Origin of the sequence: Pigmentiphaga litoralis (assembly GCF_048632615.1) — a bacterium.
Lineage (GTDB): Bacteria > Pseudomonadota > Gammaproteobacteria > Burkholderiales > Burkholderiaceae_B > Pigmentiphaga > Pigmentiphaga litoralis_B.
In genome coordinates, this window is record NZ_CP184479.1 from 857,303 (window position 1) to 880,881 (window position 23,579).

The window sequence follows — 23,579 nt, forward strand, 5'->3', positions numbered from 1 at the left end:
TCCTTGCGTTCGGCATCGCGGAGCCCCAGCCATGGCGGGTGAATTTCTTTCACAAGACGAAGTCGATGCGCTATTGCGCGGCGTTACCGGCGAAAAAGAAGACAAGGCGACCGACGAAGTTCCCGAAGACGGGATACGTCCGTACAACCTCGCCAAGCAGGAAAGGATCGTCCGCGGGCGCATGCCCTCGCTCGAGATCATTCACGACCGTTTCGGCCGCCTGCTGCGTACGGGCCTGTTCAACTTCATGCGGCGCAATCCCGAGGTGTCGGTGGGGCCGGTCAAGCTCGTCAAGTACAGTGAATTCCTGCGCAACATCGTGGTGCCAACCAACCTGAACATCGTCTCGCTCAAGCCCTTGCGCGGCAATGCCCTGTTCGTGTTCGAACCGCGCCTGGTGTTCTCGGTGATCGACAACCTCTTCGGGGGGATGGCCGCTACCACACGCGGGTCGAAGGCCGGGATTTCACGTTGACCGAGCAACGCATCATCCAGCGGATGCTGGGCGTGGTGCTCGACGAGTATGCCAAGGCCTGGGCCGCGGTGCATCCAATGCAGTTCGAATACCAGCGTGCCGAAATGCACACGCAGTTCGCCAACATCGCCACGCCGTCGGAGATCGTCGTCTGCGCCACCTTTTCGATCGAGTTCGGCTCGTCAGGCGGCGACCTGCACGTCTGCTTCCCGTATGCGTCGGTCGAGCCGATCCGCGATGCGCTGTACAGCCCGGTGCAGGGCGACCAGATGGAACCCGACAAGCGCTGGCTGCGCATGCTGTCCAAGCAGATCCAGTTGGCCGATGTCGAAATGGTCGTGAACCTGACCGAGACCGACCTGCTGCTGCGCGATCTGCTGACCATGAAAGTTGGCGATGTCATTCCCGTTGACATCGCTCCCACCATTCCCGCCTACGTCGACGGCGTCCCCATTTTCGACTGCAAAGTCGGCGTGAGCAATGGGCAGTACGCGGTGCGTATCGGCAAGGTCCTAGCGACCCTGCAAGCGGACAACACCATTGGAGATGATCATGGCAACTGAAGAACCGGGCGGTGAATCGCCCGATATCGAGTCGTCCGCGGACCTTGACTGGGCGGCTGCGATGGCCGAACAGTCGCAGGCGGCCGCCGCCGCCGAGCCGGCACGCCTGGCCGACGAATTGTTCGAAGAGTTCGCCTCGACGGCGCCGGCCAGTTCGCCGCAGCCCAACGACATCGAAATCATCATGGACATCCCGGTCACGCTGACCGTGGAACTGGGCCGCACGCGCATACCGATCAAGCAGATTCTTCAACTGGCCCAGGGGTCCGTCGTGGAACTGGATGGGCTGGCCGGCGAGCCCATGGACGTGATGGTCAATGGCTGCCTGATCGCTCAGGGTGAAGTGGTGGTGGTGAACGACAAGTTCGGCATTCGCCTGACCGACATCGTGACGCCGTCCGAGCGCCTGCGCCGCCTGAACCGGTAATCATGTTGCCCGGTCCTTCTTCCGTGCTGCAAACCGTGTTGGCGCTGGCCCTGGTGCTGGCGTTGATCCTGGCGTGCGCCTGGTGTTTCCGCCGCCTGCAGCGGCCCATGGGCGCATTCCAGGCGCCGATGCAGTTGCGTGGCCAGTTGATGGTCGGCCCGCGCGAACGTGTGGTGCTGATCGAGGTGGGCGACCAGTGGATCGTGGCGGGCGTGGCCGCGGGCAGCGTGCAGCCGCTGGCGGTCATGCCGCGCGGCGAAATCGCTACGCCGCTCGCCGCCAGCTCCGGCGTCGGCGGCAGCGGCGGCGTCAAGGGTGCCGGCGCCGCCGTGCCGAGTTTTGCCGCGCTTCTCGATCGCATGCGCAAGAAGTCATGATGAATGTTGAGAGTCGTGTGGCGCAGGCGGGATTTGCCGGTCTGCGTCGTTTACGCCGCGGGCATGGAGATGGGCATGGACATGGGCGTGGGGCGGGATCCAGATCCGGGTCAGGTGCCCGGGTCATCCTGGCGCTTGCACTGGCACTGCTGCCGACTGCCGCCGCACTGGCCCAGCAGGCGGGCATTCCTGCGTTGACGAGCAGCGCGGCGCCGGGTGGCGGCACGCAATGGTCATTGTCGCTGCAGACGCTGCTGGTGCTGTCCGCGCTGACCTTCCTTCCGGCCGTGCTGCTGATGATGACGGGTTTCACCCGCATCATCATCGTGCTGTCGCTGTTGCGCAGTGCGCTGGGCCTGCAGGGGTCGCCGCCCAACCAGGTACTGATCGGCCTGGCGCTGTTCATGACCTTCTTCATCATGACGCCCACGCTCGACAAGGTGTATGTCGACGCCTATCAGCCGTTCGAACGCGGCGAGCTGGGATTTCCGGAAGCGTTGGACAAGGCGCAGGGTCCGCTCAAGGACTTCATGTTGAAGCAGACGCGGGAATCCGATCTGGCGCTGTTCATCCGCTTGTCCAAGACTGAACCGGTGTCCGAGGCAGCGCAGTTGCCGCTGCGCGTCGTGGTGCCGGCGTTCGTGACCAGCGAGTTGAAGACGGCGTTCCAGATTGGCTTCATGGTGTTCCTGCCTTTTCTGGTGATCGATCTGGTGGTGTCGAGCGTATTGATGTCGATGGGCATGATGATGCTGTCGCCCGTGCTGATTTCCTTGCCCTTCAAACTGATGCTGTTCGTGCTGGCCGATGGCTGGAACCTGCTGATCGGCAGCCTGGTGGCCAGCTTTGCAACGTGACGACTGCCCGCCCGCCCCGATGTCACCAAGCCTTATTGCCTTCCTTCCCCATCCACCACGCGCTGAAGTTACCCCGTCATGAACAACTCCGCCGGCGTCCTGACCCTTGCTCAAGACGCGATCATGGTCGCCCTGTACCTGTCCGCGCCCTTGCTGCTGGCGGCGCTGGCTGTCGGTCTGGTGATCAGCGTGCTGCAGGCGGCAACGCAGATCAATGAAATGACGCTGGCCTTCGTGCCTAAGCTGATCGCCATCTTCCTGACGGCATTGATTGCCGGGCCGTGGATGATCACGATGATGACCGACTACATCAAGCGCCTGTTCGGCAACATTCCGTTCATGCTGGGCTAGGCGGCGCGACGTGATCAGCTTTACCGATGCTCAGGTGCAGGCAGCGATCGCGTCGCTGCTGTGGCCCTTCATCCGTATTCTTGCGCTGATCCAGACGGCGCCGATTTTCGGTCACCGCGCCGTGCCACAACGGGCCAAGATCGGCCTGGCAGTGCTGATCACGATCCTGGTGGCGCCGCTGACCCAGGCGCCCGTGGTGGACGCGTTTTCGGCGACGGGCCTGTTGCTGCTGTTCCAGCAGATCATCGTGGGCGTGTCGATGGGGTTCGGACTGCGCGCGATTTTTGGCGCGTTCGAGATGGCCGGCGACCTGATCGGCCTGCAGATGGGTCTGGGTTTTGCGTCGTTCCTGGATCCCCAGCGCAATGCGCCGTCCCCGCTGCTGTCGACCTTTCTGATGATGTGCGCAATGCTGGTGTTTCTGTCGACCGACGGTCACCTGACCTTGTTGATGACGCTTGCCGACAGCTTTACCGTGCTGCCCATTGCGCCTTCGCCTTTGTCGGGACTGGACTGGATCAAGCTGGCGGGACTTGGGGCCATCGTGTTTGCGGCGGGGCTGCAGATTGCGTTGCCCGTGCTGGCGGCCGTGCTGGCCTTGAATATTGCGCTGGGCTTCGTGTCGCGCAGCGCGCCGCAGCTGAACATTTTTGCCCTGGGCTTTGCCATCACGCTGCTGGCCGGCATGCTGCTGCTGTGGCTGGCGCTGGGATTGATGGCCGGACCGATCGAACGCATCGTGGGTCTTCCGATCCCCTACTTCAAAACGGCGATCCGGCCATAAGAATCCGGCCTCTAGAATCCGGCCTCAAGAATCCGGCCTCAAGAATCCGGCCTTGAGAAATCAGGGAGCCCCGTTCCTGGCCATCCGCGTGAGGTGTGTTCCGATCCGTGGGCCGGGAAACACAAGGCTGACGCGCGTTCCTTCGAATTCCGGACGGCTGCGCAGATCCCAGTGCGCACCATGGGACTGGGCGATTTCTTTTACGATCGCCAGCCCCAAGCCCGATCCGCCTGCCACCGAACCCTGTCCACGAAAGAAAGGATCGAACACCCGTTCGCGTTCGCTGGCGCCGATGCCCGGGCCATCGTCTTCCACGATGAGGCTGGGCGGAGCATCCTGTACCCGCAGCACGATGTTGCCAGGCCCCTGCCGATAGCGGATGGCGTTGTCGATGAGGTTGCCCAGCAACTGATCGAGCAGCACCGCATCGCCGTCGATCCAGATCGGTTCGTCGGGCGCGGCCAATGCCAGCTCGACCTGGGCCTGGCGGGCGGCCGGAATCCAGCGGGCGCCGCATTCCTGCGCCAATTCGACAAGGTCGATGCGGTTGAAGCTGTCTTGCGGGCGCACGTTGGCGTCGATACGCGCCAGCACCAACAGTTGTTCGCCCACGCGGATCATCCGGTCGGCCACGCCTTTGATGCGTTCGGCCCGCTGGCGAATGTCGTCGGGCAGGGTGCGCGACAGCATCAATTCCGATTCCAGCTTCAGCCCCGCCAACGGCGTGCGCAGCTGGTGCGCCGCGTGTCCAATGAAGCGGCGCTGGGACGCGACGGCTTCATCCAGCCGGGCCAGCAGCGAATTGGTCTTGGCGATCAGCGGTGTGATCTCGGTCGGTACGTCGTCGACGGCGATAGGCTGCAAGTCATCGATGCTGCGCGTTTCGATCTCGTCCGACAGCCGGCTGACGGAATCGAGTCCGGACCGAACGCCGGTCACGATCACGAACCCGAGCAAGGCCACCAGCAGCAGTTGCCCCGCCACCAGCACCGACAGCACTTCTTCGATGAAGCGGCTGCGCGTGTTCAGCGTTTCGGCCATGACCACGTCGATCGGCACGCCGTCGAGCTGGAAGCGCAGGGTGGCTGCGCGCACCGGCAGACCGTCGATGGTCGTGTCATAGACCGTCGGCCGCGCATTGTTGATCATTTCGACCGCGGATGCGACCGGCTCGTTGACGGCGATCTCTTCTTCCTGGTGCAAGGCCGCACTGTCGGGCGGCGAGGCCAGCTCCGGCCGCCCGCCCAGCACCACGCCATTGGCCAGCACCTTGAAGTACAGGCGTTCGTCGGGGTCGACATCCAGGAAGCGGGTCGAATTCCAGGTGATATCCAGCTGCGGACCCTGCGGCGTCATCGTGACCTGCCGGGCAAGCGCGCGCGCGGTGTCCACCAGCGCGCGGTCGTAGGACTGCGAACTGAGCTTGCGGGTGATGACATAGGTGGCCACCGTGTCCATCATCGCGAGCAGCAGCACGGCCGGCAGCAGACGCGCCAGCAGGTGCCAGGCAAGCGAGCGGCGGTGCAAGCCGGCAGCGCGCGGGGCGCCGGCCGACTTAGGCAGCAGGGGCATCGAGTTCCAGCAGATAGCCGAAGCCACGCACCGTCTGGATGTTCACGCCGGCGCCTTCCAGGCGCTTGCGAAGGCGGTACACATAGACTTCGACCGCGTTTTCGCTGAAATCGGCGTCCCAGGCGGACAGGGAATTCACGATCTGGCGCTTGGTGACGACACGGCCAAGGCGTGTCATCAGCATTTCAAGCACCGACAGTTCACGCACGGACAGCGCCACCCGTTCGCCATTGACGCGCAGTTCACGGCCCACCGTGTCGAAGCTGAGCGAGCCGGCTTCCATGACAGGGCTGACCTGACCGGCGCGGCGGCGGATCAGCGCGCGTACACGGGCGGCAAGCTCGGGCAGTTCGAAGGGTTTGGTGACGTAGTCGTCGGCGCCGGCATCCAGGCCAGCCACGCGGTCTTCCAGGGCGTCGCGCGCCGTCAGGATCAGCACCGGCACGGAATTTTCGTTGGCGCGCAGGCGCCGCAGGACGGTCAGGCCGTCTTCGCCGGGCAGGTTCAGGTCGAGCAGCACCAGATCGTAGGTCTGGCTGCTGAGCGCGCCGGACGCCCGTTCGCCACTGGTGAGCAAGTCCACGGCATAGCCCTGGTCGCTCAGGAATTCGCTCAGTGCCCCGCCCAGGGTCACGTCGTCTTCAATTACCAATACACGCATGTTGGTAGACGCCGGGAGGCCGCGCGTCCCATGGAGGAAAGACGCAAAGGGTAAACCCATGCGACGACGAATGCCAGCGCCCGACCGGCTGTATTACGAAATGGCAATGATCAGAAGCAAAACGGGATCGTCAGGCGTTTGCCCGACGATCCCGTTCATGGACGGCGAATGCAAGGGCTGCCGCCCTTGCCTGCTCGGCCGCTACTTGGTCGGCTTGGGTTCGGGGGTACTGACGAACCCGATCCGCTTCATGCCTGCGCGCGAGGCGTCGGCCATGACCTGCGCCAGCACTTCGTAGCGCGTGGCCTTGTCGGCGCGCAGTTGCAGTTCAGGCTGCGGTTCCTGCTTCGCGGCCACTTCGAAACGTTCCGACAGCACGCCCATGTCGATCTTGCCATCGTTCCAGAACAATTCGCCGTCGGCGTTGATGGCCAGGTCGATCGTAATCGGATCGGCTTGGGACGGCGCGGACGTGGCCTGCGGCACGTCGATGCGGACCGCGTGCGACAGCAGGGGTGCGGTGATGATGAAGATCACCAGCAGCACCAGCATCACGTCGATCAACGGCACCATGTTGATTTCGGACATCGGCGCGCCGTTGTTGCCGCCGCCGTTGAAGCTGCCAAAGGCCATGGATATCTCCGTTTAGTTCTGGACCGGCGGCTTCGGGGTCTTCAACGAACGGATGTTGCCGTCGTTGACGACCTGCTGGCCGGTGGTCAGGAAGGCGAACAGATCATGTGCGAAGGCGTCGAGGCGAGCCAGCAGCACGCGGTTGCTGCGCACGAAGTAGTTGTAGGCCAGCACGGCGGGAATCGCGACGGCCAGGCCCAGGCCCGTCATGATCAGCGCTTCGCCCACCGGGCCGGCAATGCGGTCGATGGTGGCGCCGCCGCCCTGCCCGATCGCGACCAGTGCGTGATACACGCCCCAGACCGTGCCGAACAGCCCGACGAAAGGAGCGGTCGAACCGACCGACGCAAGGATGGACAGGCCGTTTTCCAGCTTGGCGGTTTCTTCGTCGATCACCTTGCGCATGGTGCGCGTGACGAAGTCGCTCTGGCTGCCCGCTTCTTCAAGCTTGGACACGCCGTATTGCGCGTGGTGACGGCGGGCGTAGATGGCGTGGCTGGTCAGGTGCGAGAACGGATCGTTGACGCCATGGGTGGTGATTTCGCGATCGACCGCTTCGAGCGACGTGGCGTTCCAGAAGTGCTGGACGAAGGTGTCGCTGGCGCGGCGGGTGCGTATGCCGGCGATCGCCTTGACGACGATCAGGTACCAGGTCGCCAGGGACATCAGCACCAGGATGATGAACAGGGCCTTCCCCAGACCATCGGTCTGGGAAATGAAGTGCGCAAAGCCCAGGCTAGGGGTGTCGTTCATGTCAGTCCTTGACTTTGAAGTTGAACGGGATGTCGGCCAGCGCCGCGAACGCGACGCCGTTTTCGGTATACGGACGGAAGGCGGCCTGGCGGGCGGCATCGACAGCCGCTTCGTCCAGCCGTGAAAAACCGGAAGACTTCTGCACGGTGGCGCGGTCGACCCGGCCGCGCGGATTGATCAGCACCCGCACGACGACGATGCCCTCTTCGCGCATCCGCTGCGAAACGCGGGGATAGACCGGCGTGGGCGGCGCGCCCGCGTAGTCGATCTGGCCGATCAGGCGCGGTTCGTTGGACACCGGCGCGGAGGGCGACGCGGCACGTTCGGCGGCGTCGGGACGCCCGCTGGGCGCAGCCTGCGGCGTGGGCGCCGGTGCGGGCGGCGCGGCTTCGACCGGCGGCGCGGGTGGCGTGGAAATGGCGCTTTCCGACACGGGTGGCGGTTCAGGACGCGGTTCGGGCTTGGGCACCGGCTTGGGCGTCGGTTTGGGAACCGGTTTGGGCTTGGGCGGTTCGGGCTTGGGTTTGGGCGGCTCGGGCTTGACCTCCGGCACGGGGGCCGGCGGGGTGGGCGCGGGCGGCGCCTTGACGGCCTGCACGACCGGCGCCAGTTCGACAAAACGCACTTCGACCGTCTGGGTAGGCTTGACGGGAAGCGGATCGGGACTGGCCATGGTCAGCGCCCCGATGACAGCGGCGTGCAGCGCAAGCACGGTCAGGCCAGCGCCGGCACGCAGCCCCCCAGGGGCGGGCGAATTCCAGGTCAGTGTGGCGCTCATTCGTGGGGTCGGCTCATTCTTGGATCGGCTTATCCGTGGTTCGGCACGTGGCTTGCCCGGGTGTAGCCCAGGGTTGCTCCGGATTGCCTGCGCAGCGCAAACCGGCGCGCAGGCCTCGCCAGGGAGACCAAAAGAATATCACAAATGCGAACGATTCGCAGTTGCTATCCACGTGAGGGAAAGTGCGCAGCCCGTCGCGGCAGCGCCAGGCCTGGGCATCCAGCGGCCAGGCAAAAAAACGGCCGTTGCCGGCCGTCTTGTCGCACTCGCGAGCGCACCCTCCAGGGGCTTACTCCGGCGTCAGGCCCGAGTCCTTCACCACCTTGGCCATTAGCGTGCGGTCGGCCAGGAACAGCTTGTTGAAGGCGTCGGGGCTCATCGGATCCGGCGTCACGCCCTGGCTGGCCAGGCGTTGCTTGATCACATCGGATGCCAGGACCTTGGCGGTGGCGGCGTTGATCTGGTCGACGATGGCCTTGGGGGTGCCGGCGGGCGCCAGCAGGCCGAACCACGATTCGAACGCGTAGGACGGCAAGCCGCCTTCCGCCACGGTCGGCACGTCGGGCAGCAAGGCCGACCGCTGCTTGGACGTGACGCCGATGATGCGCAGGCGGGCATCCTGCACGTAGGCGCCGATGCCGGCGTTCGGCACGATCACGGCCTGGGTGCGGCCCGCGGCGACTTCGTTGGCGGCCTCCTGCGTCGACTTGTAAGGCACGTGCAGCATGTCGGCGCCGGCCACGTTCAGGAAGTAGGCCATGGCCAGGTGGGTCGAGCTGCCGATGCCGGCCGACCCATAGTTGAGTTTGCCCGGATTCTTTTTGGCATAGGCCACGAACTCGGCGACGTTCTTGGCCGGCACGCCGGCGCCGATCATCAGCACATAGTTCTGCGTACCGATATTGGCCACGGGCACGAAGTCCTTGACCGGGTCATAAGACGGTTTGGCCGCCAGCGACGCCGTCACGAAGTGGCTGGACGCCGCCATCAGCAAGGTCCTGCCATCGGGCTCCGCCCGGGCGACGTTGGTGGTGCCGATCGCACCGCCCGCGCCAGGCCGGCTTTCGATGATCATGGTGCGGCCCAGCGCCTCACCCAGTTCGGTGTAGAAGGTGCGCGCAAGCAGTTCGCGCGCGCCGCCAGCCGCGAAGGGCACGACGATGCGCGACACCTGGCCGCCGATCTGGGCGGTGGCGGGCAGCACCATCAAGGTCGCGGCAAGCGCGAGCGCGGTACGAATGATACGTTTCATGAAGTCTCCTGGTTTTGAATGAGGGTACGGCGTGTCGCCGCGAAGCACGACAGCCCGTCGCCGCGAAGCACGGCAGCCCGTCGTCGCGAAGCACGACAGCCCGTCGCCGCGGGCTAGGCGCCTAACCTGCGGGTGGTGTCGTCGAACAGTTCGTCCACGGACAGGCGGCGGGGAATCAGGCGCTGCTGGAAGCTGTACTCGAGCAGCACGTCCAAGGATTTGCGGTTGGCCTCCAGCCCGAAAGGCGTCAGGTCCGGACCGCCCCCTTCTTGTCGTCGGCCAGGCGCTTGCTTTCGCGCAGCAGGCGATAGACCTCGCGCACCACATCGGGCCGGCGCGTGGCCAGATCGGCATCGATGGCGACCATGTGATTGATCGGGATCGCGCCGGTGCGCTCGCTCCAGGCCTGGGCTTCGCCGTAGGGGTCGGGGATCACGGGCTGCAGCCGCGCGTCGTCGGGCATGCCCGATCCGATGATGGCCGCGTCCAGTTCGCCCGCGAACAGCATGTCCACCAGCGCCTTGCCGTCGGCCGCGCGTTCCAGTTCCGGGGGATCGTCGAATTCCGCCACGTGGGCGCCTTCAAAGGTGACCCACTGGATGGCATCCAGGTCCACGCCGTAGTCGTTCTGCAGAAAACCGCGGATCCATGCCACGGTGGTCTGGGAATGCGCACGGATGCCAATGCGCTTGCCAGCCAGGTTATCCAGCGTGACCGGCCCCCGCTCGGCGTTGTAGACCAGGCATTGATGCTGCGTGCGGCCGGCGCCGATCACCGCGGGCATCAGCACCAGCGGACGGCCATAGGCGCGGGCCTGGAAGAATGTGACCAGCGCCAATTCGGCAACCTGGAATTCGCGGGTGCGCACGACGCGCGGAAAGGCGCGGTTCGACACCTTCACGTCGGCAATCTGCAGGTCGATCAGGTCGGACGTGACGGCGCCGCTGCGTACGCCCTGGGTGCCGGCATAGTTGCCAAGCAGCGTCGGCAAGGAAAGCTTGTTGATGGACGCGGCGTTCATGGACGTGCTGCTTGTGGACGTGGTGTTCATGCTTCGGCGCCTCCAGCAGACTTGCTTCCTGCCGCGCCCAGTTCCGGATACAGGCGAATCGCGGTGCCCGAGAAAATCGCGGTCTGTTCTTCAGCGGTCAGGTCACTGGCCGCGGCCTTGGCTTCAGCCACCAGGTCCGCCAGACTGCCCGCGGAAGCCGGGAAGTTCGAGCCCCAGGCGATCCGTGACGCGCCAAAGGCATCGACCGCCTTGCGCAGGAAAGCCTGCGGCGTCGATGCGCCTTCGGCCGACTCGCGCACGTTGTGCGTCGTGTACTTCATATACAGATTGGGGAAACGCGCCAGAGCGAACAGCGACTGGGCAGCGGCGTACGGAGCACCGTCGCTCAGCGTCGGCCGGGCAAAGTGGTCGAGCACGATGCGCACGTTTGGAAAGCGCGTAAGCAAGGTTTCGAGCTGCGGCAGGCCAGGCGCGCGCAACTGCACCGCCACGGGAATGTCATGCTGTTCCGCATAGGCCCAGGCGTCGAAGCCGCGCGGATCGTCCAGGCGGACGGATGCGGCGGTAGTGTGGCCGGCGATGAACACGCGCATGCCGCTCAGGCCCTGCTCGCGCCAGTGCTTGATCGCCGCGACACCCTCCGCCGCCATCAGATCGATCGAAAACACGCCGGCAAACCGGTCGGGGTGCGCAGCCACGGCGGCGGCTACATAACGGTTGTCATGCCCGTAGCAGGTAGAGGCTTGGACCAGCGCCGATTTGCTGACGCCGGCCTCGTCCATGCAGGTCAGCATGCGCTCAAAGGTCACCGGCCGTTCGCGCGACCAGGCGGATTGTTCGCCGGTCAGCGGGGCAAGCGGATAGCGCGCCGCGTCGTCGCTGATGACGTGGGGATGAATGTCGATAAGGGTTGGGAAAGACGATGACGCCATGACAAACCTGCCTGGAAAGGATGCGCACACACGCGATGGCCGCATAGTGCGCCGCTGTCCATAAGCAGACAATTGAGTATTTGCACGCGCGCCATAAGCAATCGCTAATATGTCGGCATCAGCCCCTACGCCTCACGTGATCCATGGCCCAACTCGACTGGTATATCCGCGCCAACTTGAAGCCGCGCCACCTGCAATTGCTGGTGGCGCTGGACGACCTGCGCAACCTCGGCAAGGTGGCGGCCAGCCTCAACATCAGCCAGCCGGCAGTGTCGCTGTCCTTGGGCGAACTGGAAAAAGGCCTGGGCATCCGCTTGTTCGACCGAACAGCGCGCGGCGTCAATCCGAACATCTATGGCGAGTGCCTGATCCGTCAGGCGCGCGTGGTGCTGGGCAGCCTGGCGCAGGCGCGCGACGAACTGCGTGCCCTGCTGTCGGGTGCGTCGGGCAAGACGACGCTGGGCGCCCTGCCCGCCATGGCGCCGGCGGTGGTGCCGAAGGCGCTGGCGCTGCTCAAGCAGCGGACGCCGGGCACGACCGTGCTGGTGCATGAAGGCGCAATGGAAACGCTGCTGCCGGAGCTGCGTCGCGGCGCGATCGATCTGATCGTCGGGCGGCTGCTGAGCCATCGGCAAAGTTCGGACGACCTGAGCGAGAGGCCCCTGTTTGAAGGGTCGAGCACGGTGGTGGTGGGCGCCGCGCATCCGCTGGCGCGCCGCAAGCGCCTGCGGTGGAGCGACCTGTCGGCCTTTCCCTGGGTGCTGCCCCCCGTGGGGTCCTTGCCGCGCGAGCCGCTCGAAAGCGCCTTGCAGCAGCATGGCGTGGCCATCCCGAGCAACACGATCGAGACCTTGTCGACGCACGTGATCCTGACCTACCTGCAGTCCAGCGATGCGCTGGGGATCCTGTCCAAGGTCGTGGCGGACCACTATCGCGATCTGGGCCTGCTGGCGGTGCTGCCCTGGAATTGCCGGATGTCTTGCGGCCGATCGGCCTGACCTGGCGGAGGGACGCGGCGCTGTCGCCAGCCACGATGCAGATGATGGCGGCGATCGAGGCGGTCAGCGCGGCCGCGCCGGGCGCGTTGCCCGGGCTGCGGGCCTAGGAGGGTTTACGCCGCCGCCCGCGCCGCCGCGGCAATGTCGAACGCATGCAGGCGCTTGGCATGGTCGTACATGTCGCAGGTAAAGATCATTTCGTCAGCCTGTGTCTTTTCCAGGATGGCGCCGAGCCGGCTGCGCACGGTGTCCGGGCCGCCCACCACGGCCATCTCGAAGAAGTTCTTCACCGCCTGCTGTTCCTGCGGCTGCCACAGGCCCGCCATGTTGGCGACCGGCGGCTTCATCCGCAGGCTTTCGCCGCGCATCAACGACAACACGCGCTGGTAGGCCGTGGTCGCCAGGAAGGTGGCTTCGGCATCGGTGTCGGCGGCCACCAGCGGCACGCCAATGGCCACATAGGGCTTGTCCAGCACGGCGGACGGGCGGAAGTTGTCGCGATACAGCCGGATGGCATCGTGCAGGAAGCGCGGCGCAAAATGCGACGCAAAGGCGTACGGCAGTCCTTCGCGCGCCGCCAGCTGCGCACTGAACAGGCTGGACCCGAGCAGCCAGATCGGCACATTGGTCCCGGAGCCCGGCATGGCAAGCAGCCGCTGCCCAGGATGACGCGGACCCAGCAATTCCTGCAATTCAGCCACCTGTTCGGGAAAATCCTCGCCATTGCTGCCGCTGTCGCGGCGCAGCGCGCGCATCGTGTACTGGTCCGCGCCGGGCGCGCGGCCCAGGCCCAGGTCGATCCGGCCCGGATAGAGCGTGGCCAGCGTCCCGAAGTTTTCGGCCACCACCAGCGGAGGATGATTGGGCAGCATGACACCACCCGAGCCCACCCGGATGCGGGTCGTCCCACCGGCGACGTAGCCGATCACGACCGACGTCGCGGCGCTGGCGATGCCATCCATATTGTGATGCTCGGCCAGCCAGAAGCGGGTGAAGTCCAGCGCTTCGACGTGACGGGCCAGGCTCAGCGAATGATGCAGCGCGTCGGCAGGCGTGCCGTCGTCGCGGATCGGCGCTAGGTCAAGCACCGAAAAAGCGGTTTCTGCAAGGGTCTTCATCTTGGCTCCTGGTAACGGGCGGCGGCTGGGAAGGTATTTATACCATACGTTATAGAAATGAGCCGCAGGAAGCCGATAGCTTCCTTCGATCGGTCGTCCAAGGTAGTTGGAACTATCGGTGCGGGGTCAGTTCCCGGCCAGGCAGTCCCACGCCGTCATGGCGCCGTCCACGATGGCCAGCAGGCGTTCGCGGCTGGCGCCGTCGCGTGCCTGGATCGACAGGCCTTGCAGCACGGTCGTATAGAACGCGGCAATGGCGACCGGATCGGCGCGGGTACCGAGTTCGCCATCATCCCGCGCGCGGCACAGGCGGGCTTCGATGGTGCACGCCACGTGGACGCGCAGGTCGCGCAAGGTGGTTTCAATCGCCTTGTTGGCGGGCGAAAAATTGAGCGTGCTCAGGTCGACCAGGCAGCCGGGCGGCTTGCCGGGGGTCGAATAGCGCAAGGCGGCGGTGCGCAGCAGGCCGCCGATGGCGTCGCGCACGGGCGACGTCTCGAGCCCCTGCCACAAGGCTTCCGATTCCTGCGCGTGATACAGCGCGAGCGCCGAGCGGAACAGGGCTTCCTTGGAGCCATAGGCCGCATACACGCTGGGCGCGCAGATGCCGCCCATGGCGTCCTTGAGCGCGCTCATGGTTGCGCCTTCGTAGCCCATGTCCCAGAACACGTCGAGCGCGCGGCGCAGGGCGTCGTCGCGATCGAAACTGCAGGGGCGGCCTCGCTTAGCCATTCGGTAACCTCATTGACTTGCAGCGGGCATTGTAGCCAGCAGCCCCGGCGCGCGCCGGTACGTGCCGCGAGTTCAATAGCCCAGCTTGCGGGCGTTGCGCTCCAGCGCGGCGGACGCGGCCTGGGCCAGCGTCTTCAGTTCGGCCGCGTCGGGCGCCTGGCCATCCAGCCACACGAAGTCGTACAGACGCTCGCCGGCTTCCAGTTCGATATTGAACTGCTTGCTCACCTTGGCATCGTCATCCACGTCGACCTTGCACGCGAATCGCGGCTGGCCCAGGTGCACCAGGTATTCGAACTGGCTGTCGGTCCCTTCCCCGATGATCCAGCGGTCGGCGCGAACGTCGCCGGATTCGATCACGGCATCGGGAATCGGGGTGGTCGGAAAGTGCGGCAGTTTGGGCATACGTGAGTCTCCGGATGGCGGGCGATGAGGTTAACCGATGTCGGCCGGCTTGCGTCCGGAAACCACGACGGTCGTCAGGTCCCGCACCAGCCGTCCGGCCGCGCCCAACCGCGCCGACACGTAATCGCTCAGGTCGTTTTCAATGGTGCGATACAGCGCCGGCGGGACGTCTTCCCACAGGCGCAGCGACCGGGCGTGCGCAACAGCCTGCGGCGCGGACAAGGATTCGGTCGACACCACCGCATGGGACGACACGTCGATGAACCGGTGCGCCTCCATGAGGGCGGCCGGATCGTAGCCGGTCTTGGGGCTGGCCACCGCCAGCGGCACATGACGCGCCACGATCCGCACGATGTCATCGGCAAACGATCCGGCGTCGCGCTTGTTGACGACGACCAGATGGCCGCCCGGCCGCAGCACCCGCCGCAACTCGGCAATGGACGCGACGTTGGCAAACCAGTGGAACGCGCCGAATGCGGTCACGGCATCGAAACTGCCATCGTCAAAGGCCAGGCTGTCGGCACGCATCAACAGGAATTCCGGCGGCTGGCCGTCGGCCACCAGGCGGGCCTGCCGGATCATATCGGTGTCGCTGTCGGCGCCGATCACGTTCACGCCGCGCTCGGCCAGTTGCCGGGTGGCAATGCCGGTGCCGCAACCGATGTCCAGCACCCGGGCACCCGGTTCCTGCCCGACGATCTGCACGACCCGCGCGATAACGGACACCGCGTAGGCCTGACGCGTGTCATTGAACAGGGACGCGGACTGACCGAAGGTCATGCAGCCATTCCCGAAAAGCCGGGGGAGTGATCAGGAGCAACCAGCTTACAGGGTGACGTCCGTAGCGTCAGTCGTTTTTGCACACGCCCGGCGGACGCCAGGCGGCGTGTGGTGTACATTCCCGCGCTAGTCCGCACTGACAGGAGCCGCCCATGCGAAACACCCTGAACGCGCGCCGGGCGCGGCTGCGACGGGCCTTGCGCCGCCATGCCAACGGCGTGCTCGTCGTGCTGACCGCCGCCGGCTGCGCGCCGCTGCCCCCGCCCTCGACCCTGCCGGCCGCCGACGCCGAACCGGCCGCCGCCCCCATGGTGGTGACGGCCCTCGCGCCGGCGCCGCCGCCTCCCCCTTATGCCGACGTCGTGCAGTGCGATGCGCGCGTCGATGCCGACCTGCTGTTCGGGCGCGGCCACGAACTGTTTCAGGAACGCATGCCGGCCAGCCTTACCAAGGCATCGCGCTGCCTGACCCTGGCCGCAAGCAAGGGCGACGACCAGGCGCTGTGCTACCTGGCGGCGCTGCACAGCGATCCGCGCGGCATCGACCCGGATCCGGTCAAGGCCGTGCGCTATCTGCGCCAAGGCTCGCTGACCGGCAATCCCTGCACCGAATTCGGCCTGGCCAATGCCTACATCACCGGCGCCGGGGTGTCGCGCAATACCCGTCAGGCGCAGACCTGGATGTTGCGTTCGGCCCAGCATGGCTATGCGGCCGCGCAGTACATGCTGGGCACCCAGGCCGAGGCGCGGCGCGATCCGATCACCGCCTGGGCCTGGCTGGCGATTGCCACCGAATACGGCCACCCGCAGGCCGGGGTGCGCCAGCAGGCCGTGGACGGCGCCCTGACCGCGCGCCAGCGCACGCAGGCCCAGGCCCGCGCCACGCAATTGCGGGCCACGCTGATGCCGGTCCCCGAGGCACGCGCGGCACGTACGCGGCGCGAGGTGCTGGAATTCGTCGGGTATGTCGATCGCTTCTTTCCGGAACTGTATGCGGGCATGGGCGAGCGCCAGCGGTACGCCCGCACGGCGTCGTGGATCGCGCGCGCAGGCAACCAGGGCATCGTGGCCGAGGCGGACGTGGCGGCGTATCTCACCATAATCGGGTTCCTGGATGAAGATGCCGTGCGCGGCAACGGCCGGTATCCCGAGATCGACCGGATCCTGGGCAATGTCGGCATGCCCATGAGCGACCGGCTCAAGCTGGCCGCGGAGCGGGCGCAGGCGCTGCAGGAAACCGCGCGGTAAACCGCCCCGGCAAGCCGGGCGGCCATGCGGCCGGCCGGGTACCGGCGCGACCCGCCCTGCAATGGTGCCGTCATGCAAGGCAGTCGCGCGACGTCAGGCGGCAGCGGGCGCGCTGGCGCCGCGGGGATTGACTTCCACCGTGATGTGCACGAGTTCTTCATGGATACCGATGGCGCGCCGGACGACGTCTGGCGCCAGCGGCTGATCGGTCACCACGCCAACGATGCACGCGAACTTGCCCTTGCCGACCTGCCACACGTGCAGGTCCGTGATCGCGGCGGGCACCGGCAACGCAGCCACGGCGTCACGGATTTCGTCGGCCACCGGCGCGTCGCCATTGGCATCGAGCAGCACGCTGCCCGACTGCCGCAGCAGCCCCCACGCCCACACCGCCACAAGCACCGCACCGGCCACGCCCATGAGCGGATCCAGCCATACCGCGCCCCACCATTTGCCACCGAACAGGGCGACGATGGCCAGGACCGACGTGGCCGCGTCGGCCAAGACGTGCAGATAGGCCGCGCGCAGGTTGAGGTCGGCGTGGTCATGGCCGTGGCCGTGGTCGTGGTCGTGGTCGTGGCCGTGGCCGTGGCCGTGGCCGTGGTCGTGGCCGTGGTCGTGGTCGTGGCCATGATGATGCCCGTGGTGATGCCCGTGCCCATGATCATGTCCGTGCGCATCCTTCAGCAGCCAGGCGCACACCAGATTCACCACCAGGCCCACCGCGCCCACGGCAATCGCGCGGTCGTAGTCGATGTCCACGGGAGACAGCAGACGCTCCACCGACTGCCAGGCCATGTAGACCGCCACGCCCATCAACAGCACGGCGCTGGTATAGCCGCCCAGCACTTCCACCTTCCACGTGCCGAAGGTGAAGCGGCGGTCCTGCGCGTGCTTTCGGGCATAGGCGTAGACCGCCACCGACAGGCCCAGCGCCAGGGCATGCGAGCTCATGTGCCAGCCGTCGGCCAGCAGCGCCATCGATTGGTAGACCCAGCCGGCGGTGATCTCGACCACCATCATGACGGCCGTGATGCCGGCGGCCCAGGCGGTGCGCGATTCCGCCAGCGGATTGCCTTCGTCGAAGACATGGCCATGGCTGTACTGGGTGGAAGCAGCGCCCCCTTCCGGCGCGACCGAAACGGGGTGGGCAGCGCGAGGGTCTGAAGATGTCGGGTGGGTCATGGCAGGGTCCGGTCAACGCTCAACGAGTCACAGAAACGGTATGCAATATACTCTACCCCAGTATAGTTCCCGCCATGGATCAGCGGCCGGTTCGAGGTATCGTTGAGCATGGTGTCGCCGCTCAGCTTGAGTGACGATGCCCTGCTTGCCGCCTGCTTCATTGCGCCCCGCCCCTGACGAGCCCGCCATGCCCCACACCATTCACGACAAAAAGAAACTGCTTGCCCGCGTACGCCGCATCAAGGGGCAGGTGCAGTCGCTCGAAGCCGCGCTGGAAGACGAGAAGGAATGTAGCGCCGTGCTGCAGCAGATCGCGGCGGTGCGGGGCGCGGTCAGTGGACTGATGGCCGAGGTGCTGGAGGGGCATTTGCGGGAACATCTCGGCGCCGACAATGTGTCACCGGCGCAGCGGCAGGCCGACCTGGACGAGGTCGTCAGCGCACTGCGTTCCTATCTGAAGTGACGGCCTGAAGTCACCGCCGCGCCTATTTTGGCAGCGCCTGGATCGGGGCCCGCCTCTGAATCAAAGCCAGCGCCTGGATGAAAGCCAGCGCGCGCGTCCTGCCGCGTACCCGTCATCACCCCAGAAAGGCAATGACCACCACACAGGTGCCGATCAGCAGGTTGATGCCGACCCACTTGCGGATCGAGGCCATGGCCGCCCCGCCGGCCTTCCAGTCCGACGCAGCCACGGCGCGGCGCAGGCGGCCGAACAGGGCGAAGCGGATATGCCCGAAAATCAGGGCCATGATGATGCCAAAGGTGCCCATCAGATTCCAGGCCAGCGGCATGCGAAAGCGCCCGCCGGTCTCGGCCACTTGCGCGGCCGCCATGCCCACCATGCCCAGCCCCGACGCCACGGCAAGCAGCACCGCGATGCCGGCCAGCAGGAAGAACCGTCGCAATACGTCGTGCATCAGGCGCAGACGCACAGGCGGCTCCAGCGTGGCCACGGCCGGACGCAAGGCCAGATGCGCGAAGGCCATGCCGCCCACCCACACGATGATGGACGCGACGTGGATCAGGGTGAGCAGGTCATAGAGCATGGGGGCACCGGTCTGCGGCCCGCGCCTGCCGGCAGCCAGGCGCGGTGCGCGGCCATCCGGGCGCCCCGGACGCCGGCAGGCCGGGCGGGGAGACGCTTCGTCAGAAGTGGGCACACTCTAGCATGGGACTTGCCGTGGCCGCGGGGGCACTGGCGACCCGCAAGCCGCACGGTTCGAGCCACCGGCCGGACGCCGGCGCGGCATCGCAAAACGCCACCATCTGCCCGGGTCTACAATTCCCGCTTCCTTCCTGATCGCGCCTGCCCGGCGCCGCGCTGTCCGCATGCCTGAAGTCACCTTGGGAAAATTCCACGCGCGCCGCCTGCGCGAGATGTACCGCTCGGCGGGCTGGCCCTGCCAGGACATCGTCGAAATCGAATTGCTGGCCGCCGGTCTGCTCGAACGGGTCGTGAGCCGCGACGCGGCCGAAACGGTGCGCGTGACCGATGCCGGCATTGCCATGATCGCCGCGCAGGCGGTGCGCAACCGCAGCGCCATGTCGTCCCACGAGGCCCTGGTCGAACTGATCGCGCGCGACATGTTGCGCGCGGGTCGTATCGCCTGGCGCGGCATCAGTCTACGCGCGCAGGTGCCGGGGGCGACGCCCGACGCGCCGCCGGTCTGGTGCATTGCCAAGCCGGATGTGTTTTCGATCCGCAACACGACGGTCGAAACCTATGTCGAACCGGTGGTGCACGAGATCAAGGTGCGCCGGGCCGACCTGCTGGGCGACCTGAAAATCCCGGCCAAGCGGGGCGCGTATTGCGATCTGGGCGAGTGCTGGTATGTGCTGGGCAACGACGCCAAAGGTCGGCCGATCGGCGACCCGTCGGAAGTGCCGCCCGAATGCGGCGTGATCCTGATGCAGGGTGATCAACCCATCGTGGCCCGGCGCGCGCCCAAGCCCAAACGTACCGCCCTGCCCTTTGGTGTGTGGATGTCGCTGGCCAAGGCCACGCCCGTGCGCGGGCTGGACGAAGGCGTGCAGGGGCTGCTGGCGCCGCTGGACGAGACGGTGGACCCGCAGCCGGTGGCTCAGCCTTCCGATGCCACGCCCGCCCACCCCGACCTGCCGGGCCCCGGCAAGCCTTGCGCGGGCGAAGGCAGCCCCTTGTCCGACCCGAACCCGCCGTGCCCCCGTGCGCGGCGCTGTGACGCGCTCATCCATTTGAAACGCTTTGAGAAAGCGGTAGAGGGAATCGGTCTTTCGGTCTATCGTCGGCGGCGGAACGGGTGGGCCGCCGACGCCAGCTGCGCGTGGTAAACCGGTCACCCGATGACGTCAACCGCAGGCACCCTGCCTTTTCAGGAACGCACCATGGAACTCAAGACAGCCAAGGATTTCGACCAGGAACTGCTCATCCTGTTTGATGCCTATGTGCACGGCGCCATCGACCGCCGCGGATTTCTCAGCAAGGCGCAGAAGTTTGCGGTGGGCGGCATGACGGCCGGCATGCTGCTGACGGCACTGAGCCCCAAGTTTGCCGAGGCCCAGCAGATCCGTCCGGACGACACGCGCATCCGCACCCAGAAAGTGGACTACCCGTCGCCCAACGGCACGGGCACCGTCAAGGCCTACGTGGCCTGGCCGGCGCAAGTCAGCGGCCCCCTGCCCGCGGTGCTGGTGATCCATGAAAACCGCGGCCTGAATCCCCATATCGAAGACATCGCGCGCCGCCTGGCGCTGGACGGCTACCTGGCGTTCGCGCCCGATGCGCTGACCATCCTGGGCGGCTATCCGGGCGACGAGGACAAGGCGCGTGAACTCTTCGCCAAGCTCGACCAGACCAAGGCGACCGAAGACTTCGTGGCCGCCGCCAATTTCCTGCGCAGCTACCAGAACACCAACGGCAAGGTCGGCGCCGTCGGCTTCTGCTACGGCGGTGGCATGGTGCAGACCCTTGCGACGCGCCTGCCGGACCTGAACGCCGCGGTGCCGTTCTACGGCAACGTGCCGGCCGCCGAAGGCGCCGCCAAGGTCAAGGCGCCGCTGCTGATGCATTTTGCCGCGGTCGACGAACGGATCAACGCCTCGTGGCCTACCTATGCCGCGGCGCTGGATGCGGCCGGCGTGAAGTACACCGCGTTCCAGTACCCCGGCACGCAGCACGGCTTCAACAATGACACGACGCCGCGTTACGACGCCGAGGCCGCCAAGCTGGCCTGGTCGCGCACGATCGCGTTCTTCGACGCCAATCTGAAAGGGTGATCGTGGCTGCAGCAGTTCGGTCTGCTGCTCAGCTTGCCAGTGCCTTCATCTCGGCATACAGGTCTGCCTTGCCTTCGAACCCGATCCCGGGCAGTTCGGGCAGGGTCACGTAGCTGTCCACCACCTTCACGCCATCGGGAAAACCGCCGTAGGGCTGGAACAGGTCCGGATAGGACTCGTTGCCGCCCAGGCCCAGGCCCGCCGCAATCGCCAGCGACATCTGGTGCCCGCCGTGCGGCACGCATCGCGACGGCGACCAGCCATGTTCCTTCAGCATATCCAGGGTGCGCAGGTATTCGACCAGGCCATAGCTCAGCGCGCAATCGAACTGCAAGTAGTCGCGGTCGGGGCGCATGCCGCCGTAGCGGATCAGGTTGCGGGCGTCCTGCATCGAAAACAGGTTCTCGCCCGTCGCCATCGGTCCGGCGTAGTGCGGCGCCAGCTCGGCCTGCAGCGCATAGTCCAGGGGATCGCCCGCTTCTTCGTACCAGAACAGGTCATAGTCGGACAGCGCCTTGGCGTATTCGATGGCGGTCTTCAGGTCGAAGCGGCCATTGGCGTCCACCGCCAGCTTCTGGCCGGGGCCCAGCAGGCGCAGCACGGCTTCGATGCGCTTGCGGTCTTCGGACAGCGACGCGCCGCCGATCTTCTTCTTGACCACCGAATAGCCGCGGTCCAAATAGCTGCGCATTTCGCGCTCCAGGCCTTCGATGCCCTGCCCGGGCCAGTAGTAGCCGCCGGCGGCGTACACAAAGACCTTGCGATTGGCTTCGCCGTTGCCATAACGTTCGGCCAGCAGCTGGTACAGCGGCTTGCCATCGATCTTGGCGACCGCATCCCACACCGCCATGTCGATCGTGCCCACCGCGACCGAGCGCTCGCCATGGCCGCCCGGCTTTTCGTCGGTCATCATGGTGGCCCAGATCTTGTGCGGGTCCAGATTGTCGCGTTCGTCGTCGAGCAGGCTGGCCGGGTCCGCTTCCAGGATGCGCGGCAGAAAACGCTCGCGCATCAGGGATCCCTGACCATAGCGGCCGTTGGAGTTGAAGCCATAGCCGATCACGGGCTTGCCATCGCGGATCACATCGGTGACCACGGCGACAAGGCTCAGGGTCATCTTCGAGAAGTTGATGTAGGCGTTCCGGATGTCCGATTTGATCGGCTTGGTGGCTTCGCGGATATCGACGATTTTCATGCTGGCGTCCTGCTGGAAAGAGCGCGCCGACGGCGGATCGCGCGGCGGCGCTCGGTGTATAAGTACTGCGCCGGGTCGCATCGACACCGTCAAAGGCAGTGGACGCATCTTCGCGCGCCCCGCGCCAGGCGTCCAATGCCCGTTTTCTCTGCCTTTATGCCGTCAAAGCATCGATGATGAATTTCACGTGGTTGAACGATTTCCTGACGCTGGCGGCCAGCGGCAATTTTCGCGGGCCGCCCGCGACTGCCACATGACGCAGCCTGCCTTCAGCCGCCGCATTCGGGCCCTGGAAACCTGGCTGGGCGTCGACCTGTTCGACCGCAGCACGCACCCGGTCACCCTGACCGATGCCGGCGAGTGGTTCCGTGGTGTGGCCGAAGAGATCACCTCGCGGGTCGCGCGGGTGCCCGACGAAGCGCGCGCGGTGGCCGACGCCAGTTCGTCCACCTTGCGCTTCGTCGCCACCCACGCGCTGTCCCTGACCTTCCTGCCCACCTGGCTGCGCGGGCTGGAATCGCAGGCGCCGATCGGCCCCATCCAGCTCGTATCCGATGTGATGCCGCAGTGCGAGTCGCTCATGCTGCAGGGCCGCGCCCAGTTCATGCTGTGTCACGCCCACCCGCACCTGCCGGTGCGCCTGCCGGAGTCCGACTTCACCAGTACCGAGGTGGGCACCGACGTGCTGATACCGGTGGTGGCCGCGACGCCCCAGGGCAAGCCCCGCCACACCCTGTCCCGCCGCGGCCGCGCGCGGGTGCCCCTGCTGGCCTACACACCAGAATCCGGCCTGGGCCGCATCGTGCGGGACCAGCGGCAGGTGGCGCTCGACGCCGCCGGCGCCGAACCCGTGTTCACTGCCCACCTGGCCACCGTGCTCAAGTCGATGGCGCTGGACGGACGCGGCATCGCCTGGCTGCCGCGCAGCCTGATGCAGGACGAATTGGCGGCAGGACGGCTGGTCGATGCCGGCGGTGAAGACTGGCACCTGCCCCTGGCGATTCGGCTGTTTCGCCATCGGGCCGCCGGCGCCGCGTCGGCCGAGGCCTTCTGGCGAGCGGTGATCGCAAGGCGGGCGTCCCGATAGCCGTTTACCGCGCTGAACCCACCGAATGGCGCTGTCAAACCGCCCGGCTGTAGACGAACGTGACATAACGCAACACGGCGTGTATCTGTCTATGACAGCCAGGGCGCTCTGGCACAATGCCTGCTGGAGAGCGGCCGCTTTCCCTTGCCC

The 23,579-nt window shown here is 66.2% G+C and carries 26 protein-coding genes and 2 pseudogenes; 12 read left to right on the plus strand and 16 right to left on the minus strand.

What is annotated here, in order from left to right; genetic code table 11:
- Window positions 1–31 precede the first annotated feature (31 nt).
- The 6 genes and pseudogenes from fliM (at window position 32) to fliR (ending at window position 3,834) form a co-directional block, all read left to right on the plus strand.
- Window positions 32–1,038 (plus strand): annotated as a pseudogene (gene fliM, locus ACNANG_RS03890) (flagellar motor switch protein FliM).
- Window positions 1,028–1,465, plus strand: a complete 438-nt coding sequence (fliN, locus tag ACNANG_RS03895) for a flagellar motor switch protein FliN (protein ID WP_420226067.1) — start codon at window positions 1,028–1,030, stop codon at window positions 1,463–1,465. Before fliM ends, fliN begins: the two are co-directional and overlap by 11 nt.
- 2 nt (window positions 1,466–1,467) lie before the next feature.
- Entirely contained in the window at window positions 1,468–1,842 is a 375-nt protein-coding gene (gene fliO, locus ACNANG_RS03900) for a flagellar biosynthetic protein FliO (RefSeq protein WP_420226068.1), read from the plus strand.
- On the plus strand, window positions 1,842–2,699 hold the full coding sequence (fliP, locus tag ACNANG_RS03905; protein ID WP_420226069.1) for a flagellar type III secretion system pore protein FliP: 858 nt from the start codon (window positions 1,842–1,844) through the stop codon (window positions 2,697–2,699). The genes fliO and fliP overlap by 1 nt, the downstream gene beginning before the upstream one ends.
- Window positions 2,700–2,777: 78 nt before the next feature.
- On the plus strand, window positions 2,778–3,050 hold the full coding sequence (gene fliQ / locus ACNANG_RS03910; protein ID WP_420226070.1) for a flagellar biosynthesis protein FliQ: 273 nt from the start codon (window positions 2,778–2,780) through the stop codon (window positions 3,048–3,050).
- Between the two features lie 10 nt (window positions 3,051–3,060).
- Window positions 3,061–3,834 carry a flagellar biosynthetic protein FliR gene (gene fliR, locus ACNANG_RS03915; RefSeq protein ID WP_420226071.1) on the plus strand — a complete coding sequence of 258 codons (774 nt, stop codon included), beginning with the start codon at window positions 3,061–3,063 and terminating at the stop codon, window positions 3,832–3,834.
- A 60-nt stretch (window positions 3,835–3,894) separates the two neighbouring features.
- Here fliR and ACNANG_RS03920 read toward each other — a convergent pair whose 3' ends face one another.
- From ACNANG_RS03920 to ACNANG_RS03960, 9 genes and pseudogenes are all read right to left on the minus strand, one after another.
- On the minus strand, window positions 3,895–4,875 hold the full coding sequence (locus ACNANG_RS03920) for a sensor histidine kinase (protein ID WP_420227445.1): 981 nt from the start codon (window positions 4,873–4,875) through the stop codon (window positions 3,895–3,897).
- A gap of 18 nt (window positions 4,876–4,893) precedes the next feature.
- Window positions 4,894–5,406, minus strand: a pseudogene (locus tag ACNANG_RS03925) (sensor histidine kinase N-terminal domain-containing protein); the annotation flags it as partial.
- Entirely contained in the window at window positions 5,390–6,067 is a 678-nt protein-coding gene (locus ACNANG_RS03930) for a response regulator (protein ID WP_420226072.1), read from the minus strand. The pseudogene ACNANG_RS03925 and the gene ACNANG_RS03930, both read right to left, overlap by 17 nt.
- A 201-nt stretch (window positions 6,068–6,268) precedes the next feature.
- Window positions 6,269–6,700, minus strand: coding sequence for an ExbD/TolR family protein (locus tag ACNANG_RS03935; protein WP_420226073.1), 432 nt, complete (start codon window positions 6,698–6,700; stop codon window positions 6,269–6,271).
- 12 nt (window positions 6,701–6,712) lie between these two features.
- Window positions 6,713–7,552: a MotA/TolQ/ExbB proton channel family protein gene (locus tag ACNANG_RS03940; RefSeq protein ID WP_420226074.1), complete on the minus strand. Its 840-nt coding sequence runs from the start codon at window positions 7,550–7,552 to the stop codon at window positions 6,713–6,715.
- On the minus strand, window positions 7,455–8,231 hold the full coding sequence (locus tag ACNANG_RS03945) for an energy transducer TonB (RefSeq protein WP_420226075.1): 777 nt from the start codon (window positions 8,229–8,231) through the stop codon (window positions 7,455–7,457). The genes ACNANG_RS03940 and ACNANG_RS03945 overlap by 98 nt, the downstream gene beginning before the upstream one ends.
- Before the next feature lie 289 nt (window positions 8,232–8,520).
- Window positions 8,521–9,483 (minus strand): Bug family tripartite tricarboxylate transporter substrate binding protein, encoded by a 963-nt coding sequence (locus tag ACNANG_RS03950; RefSeq protein ID WP_420226076.1) that lies wholly within the window; start codon window positions 9,481–9,483, stop codon window positions 8,521–8,523.
- Between the two features lie 247 nt (window positions 9,484–9,730).
- The gene (locus ACNANG_RS03955) at window positions 9,731–10,534 is read right to left on the minus strand and encodes a hypothetical protein (RefSeq protein WP_420226077.1); all 804 of its coding nucleotides are present in this window, start codon (window positions 10,532–10,534) and stop codon (window positions 9,731–9,733) included.
- Window positions 10,531–11,427 carry an amidohydrolase family protein gene (locus tag ACNANG_RS03960; protein WP_420226078.1) on the minus strand — a complete coding sequence of 299 codons (897 nt, stop codon included), beginning with the start codon at window positions 11,425–11,427 and terminating at the stop codon, window positions 10,531–10,533. The genes ACNANG_RS03955 and ACNANG_RS03960 overlap by 4 nt, the downstream gene beginning before the upstream one ends.
- A gap of 143 nt (window positions 11,428–11,570) precedes the next feature.
- On the opposite strand from ACNANG_RS03960, the gene ACNANG_RS03965 reads away from it, so the two are divergent.
- A complete protein-coding gene (locus tag ACNANG_RS03965) occupies window positions 11,571–12,425 on the plus strand; it encodes a LysR substrate-binding domain-containing protein (RefSeq protein ID WP_420226079.1) in 855 nt (284 codons plus the stop codon).
- Window positions 12,426–12,538: 113 nt separating this feature from the next.
- On the opposite strand, the gene ACNANG_RS03970 is transcribed toward ACNANG_RS03965, so the two are convergent.
- The 4 genes from ACNANG_RS03970 to ACNANG_RS03985 all read right to left on the minus strand — a co-directional run bounded on the left by ACNANG_RS03970 (window position 12,539) and on the right by ACNANG_RS03985 (window position 15,460).
- Window positions 12,539–13,543 (minus strand): LLM class flavin-dependent oxidoreductase, encoded by a 1,005-nt coding sequence (locus ACNANG_RS03970; protein ID WP_420226080.1) that lies wholly within the window; start codon window positions 13,541–13,543, stop codon window positions 12,539–12,541.
- 126 nt (window positions 13,544–13,669) lie between these two features.
- Complete coding sequence (locus tag ACNANG_RS03975) at window positions 13,670–14,275, minus strand: TetR/AcrR family transcriptional regulator (RefSeq protein WP_420226081.1); 606 nt, start codon at window positions 14,273–14,275, stop codon at window positions 13,670–13,672.
- A gap of 72 nt (window positions 14,276–14,347) precedes the next feature.
- Complete coding sequence (locus ACNANG_RS03980; protein ID WP_420226082.1) at window positions 14,348–14,680, minus strand: hypothetical protein; 333 nt, start codon at window positions 14,678–14,680, stop codon at window positions 14,348–14,350.
- A 30-nt stretch (window positions 14,681–14,710) separates the two neighbouring features.
- Window positions 14,711–15,460, minus strand: a complete 750-nt coding sequence (locus tag ACNANG_RS03985; RefSeq protein WP_420226083.1) for a class I SAM-dependent methyltransferase — start codon at window positions 15,458–15,460, stop codon at window positions 14,711–14,713.
- Between the two features lie 152 nt (window positions 15,461–15,612).
- On the opposite strand from ACNANG_RS03985, the gene ACNANG_RS03990 reads away from it, so the two are divergent.
- Window positions 15,613–16,707 (plus strand): tetratricopeptide repeat protein, encoded by a 1,095-nt coding sequence (locus ACNANG_RS03990; protein ID WP_420226084.1) that lies wholly within the window; start codon window positions 15,613–15,615, stop codon window positions 16,705–16,707.
- A 93-nt stretch (window positions 16,708–16,800) separates the two neighbouring features.
- Here ACNANG_RS03990 and dmeF read toward each other — a convergent pair whose 3' ends face one another.
- A complete protein-coding gene (gene dmeF, locus ACNANG_RS03995) occupies window positions 16,801–17,892 on the minus strand; it encodes a CDF family Co(II)/Ni(II) efflux transporter DmeF (RefSeq protein WP_420226085.1) in 1,092 nt (363 codons plus the stop codon).
- Window positions 17,893–18,079: 187 nt separating this feature from the next.
- Between dmeF and ACNANG_RS04000 the strand changes: the two genes are divergently transcribed.
- Window positions 18,080–18,355 (plus strand): metal/formaldehyde-sensitive transcriptional repressor, encoded by a 276-nt coding sequence (locus ACNANG_RS04000; protein ID WP_420226086.1) that lies wholly within the window; start codon window positions 18,080–18,082, stop codon window positions 18,353–18,355.
- 115 nt (window positions 18,356–18,470) lie between these two features.
- On the opposite strand, the gene ACNANG_RS04005 is transcribed toward ACNANG_RS04000, so the two are convergent.
- Entirely contained in the window at window positions 18,471–18,938 is a 468-nt protein-coding gene (locus ACNANG_RS04005; protein ID WP_420226087.1) for a CopD family protein, read from the minus strand.
- 283 nt (window positions 18,939–19,221) lie between these two features.
- Between ACNANG_RS04005 and ACNANG_RS04010 the strand changes: the two genes are divergently transcribed.
- Together ACNANG_RS04010 and ACNANG_RS04015 are read left to right on the plus strand one after the other, a co-directional pair.
- Entirely contained in the window at window positions 19,222–20,202 is a 981-nt protein-coding gene (locus ACNANG_RS04010; RefSeq protein WP_420226088.1) for a hypothetical protein, read from the plus strand.
- 54 nt (window positions 20,203–20,256) lie between these two features.
- The gene (locus ACNANG_RS04015; RefSeq protein WP_420226089.1) at window positions 20,257–21,147 is read left to right on the plus strand and encodes a dienelactone hydrolase family protein; all 891 of its coding nucleotides are present in this window, start codon (window positions 20,257–20,259) and stop codon (window positions 21,145–21,147) included.
- Window positions 21,148–21,175: 28 nt separating this feature from the next.
- Here ACNANG_RS04015 and ACNANG_RS04020 read toward each other — a convergent pair whose 3' ends face one another.
- On the minus strand, window positions 21,176–22,342 hold the full coding sequence (locus ACNANG_RS04020; protein WP_420226090.1) for a mandelate racemase/muconate lactonizing enzyme family protein: 1,167 nt from the start codon (window positions 22,340–22,342) through the stop codon (window positions 21,176–21,178).
- Between the two features lie 187 nt (window positions 22,343–22,529).
- On the opposite strand from ACNANG_RS04020, the gene ACNANG_RS04025 reads away from it, so the two are divergent.
- A complete protein-coding gene (locus ACNANG_RS04025; protein ID WP_420226091.1) occupies window positions 22,530–23,429 on the plus strand; it encodes a LysR substrate-binding domain-containing protein in 900 nt (299 codons plus the stop codon).
- Window positions 23,430–23,579: the final 150 nt, after the last annotated feature.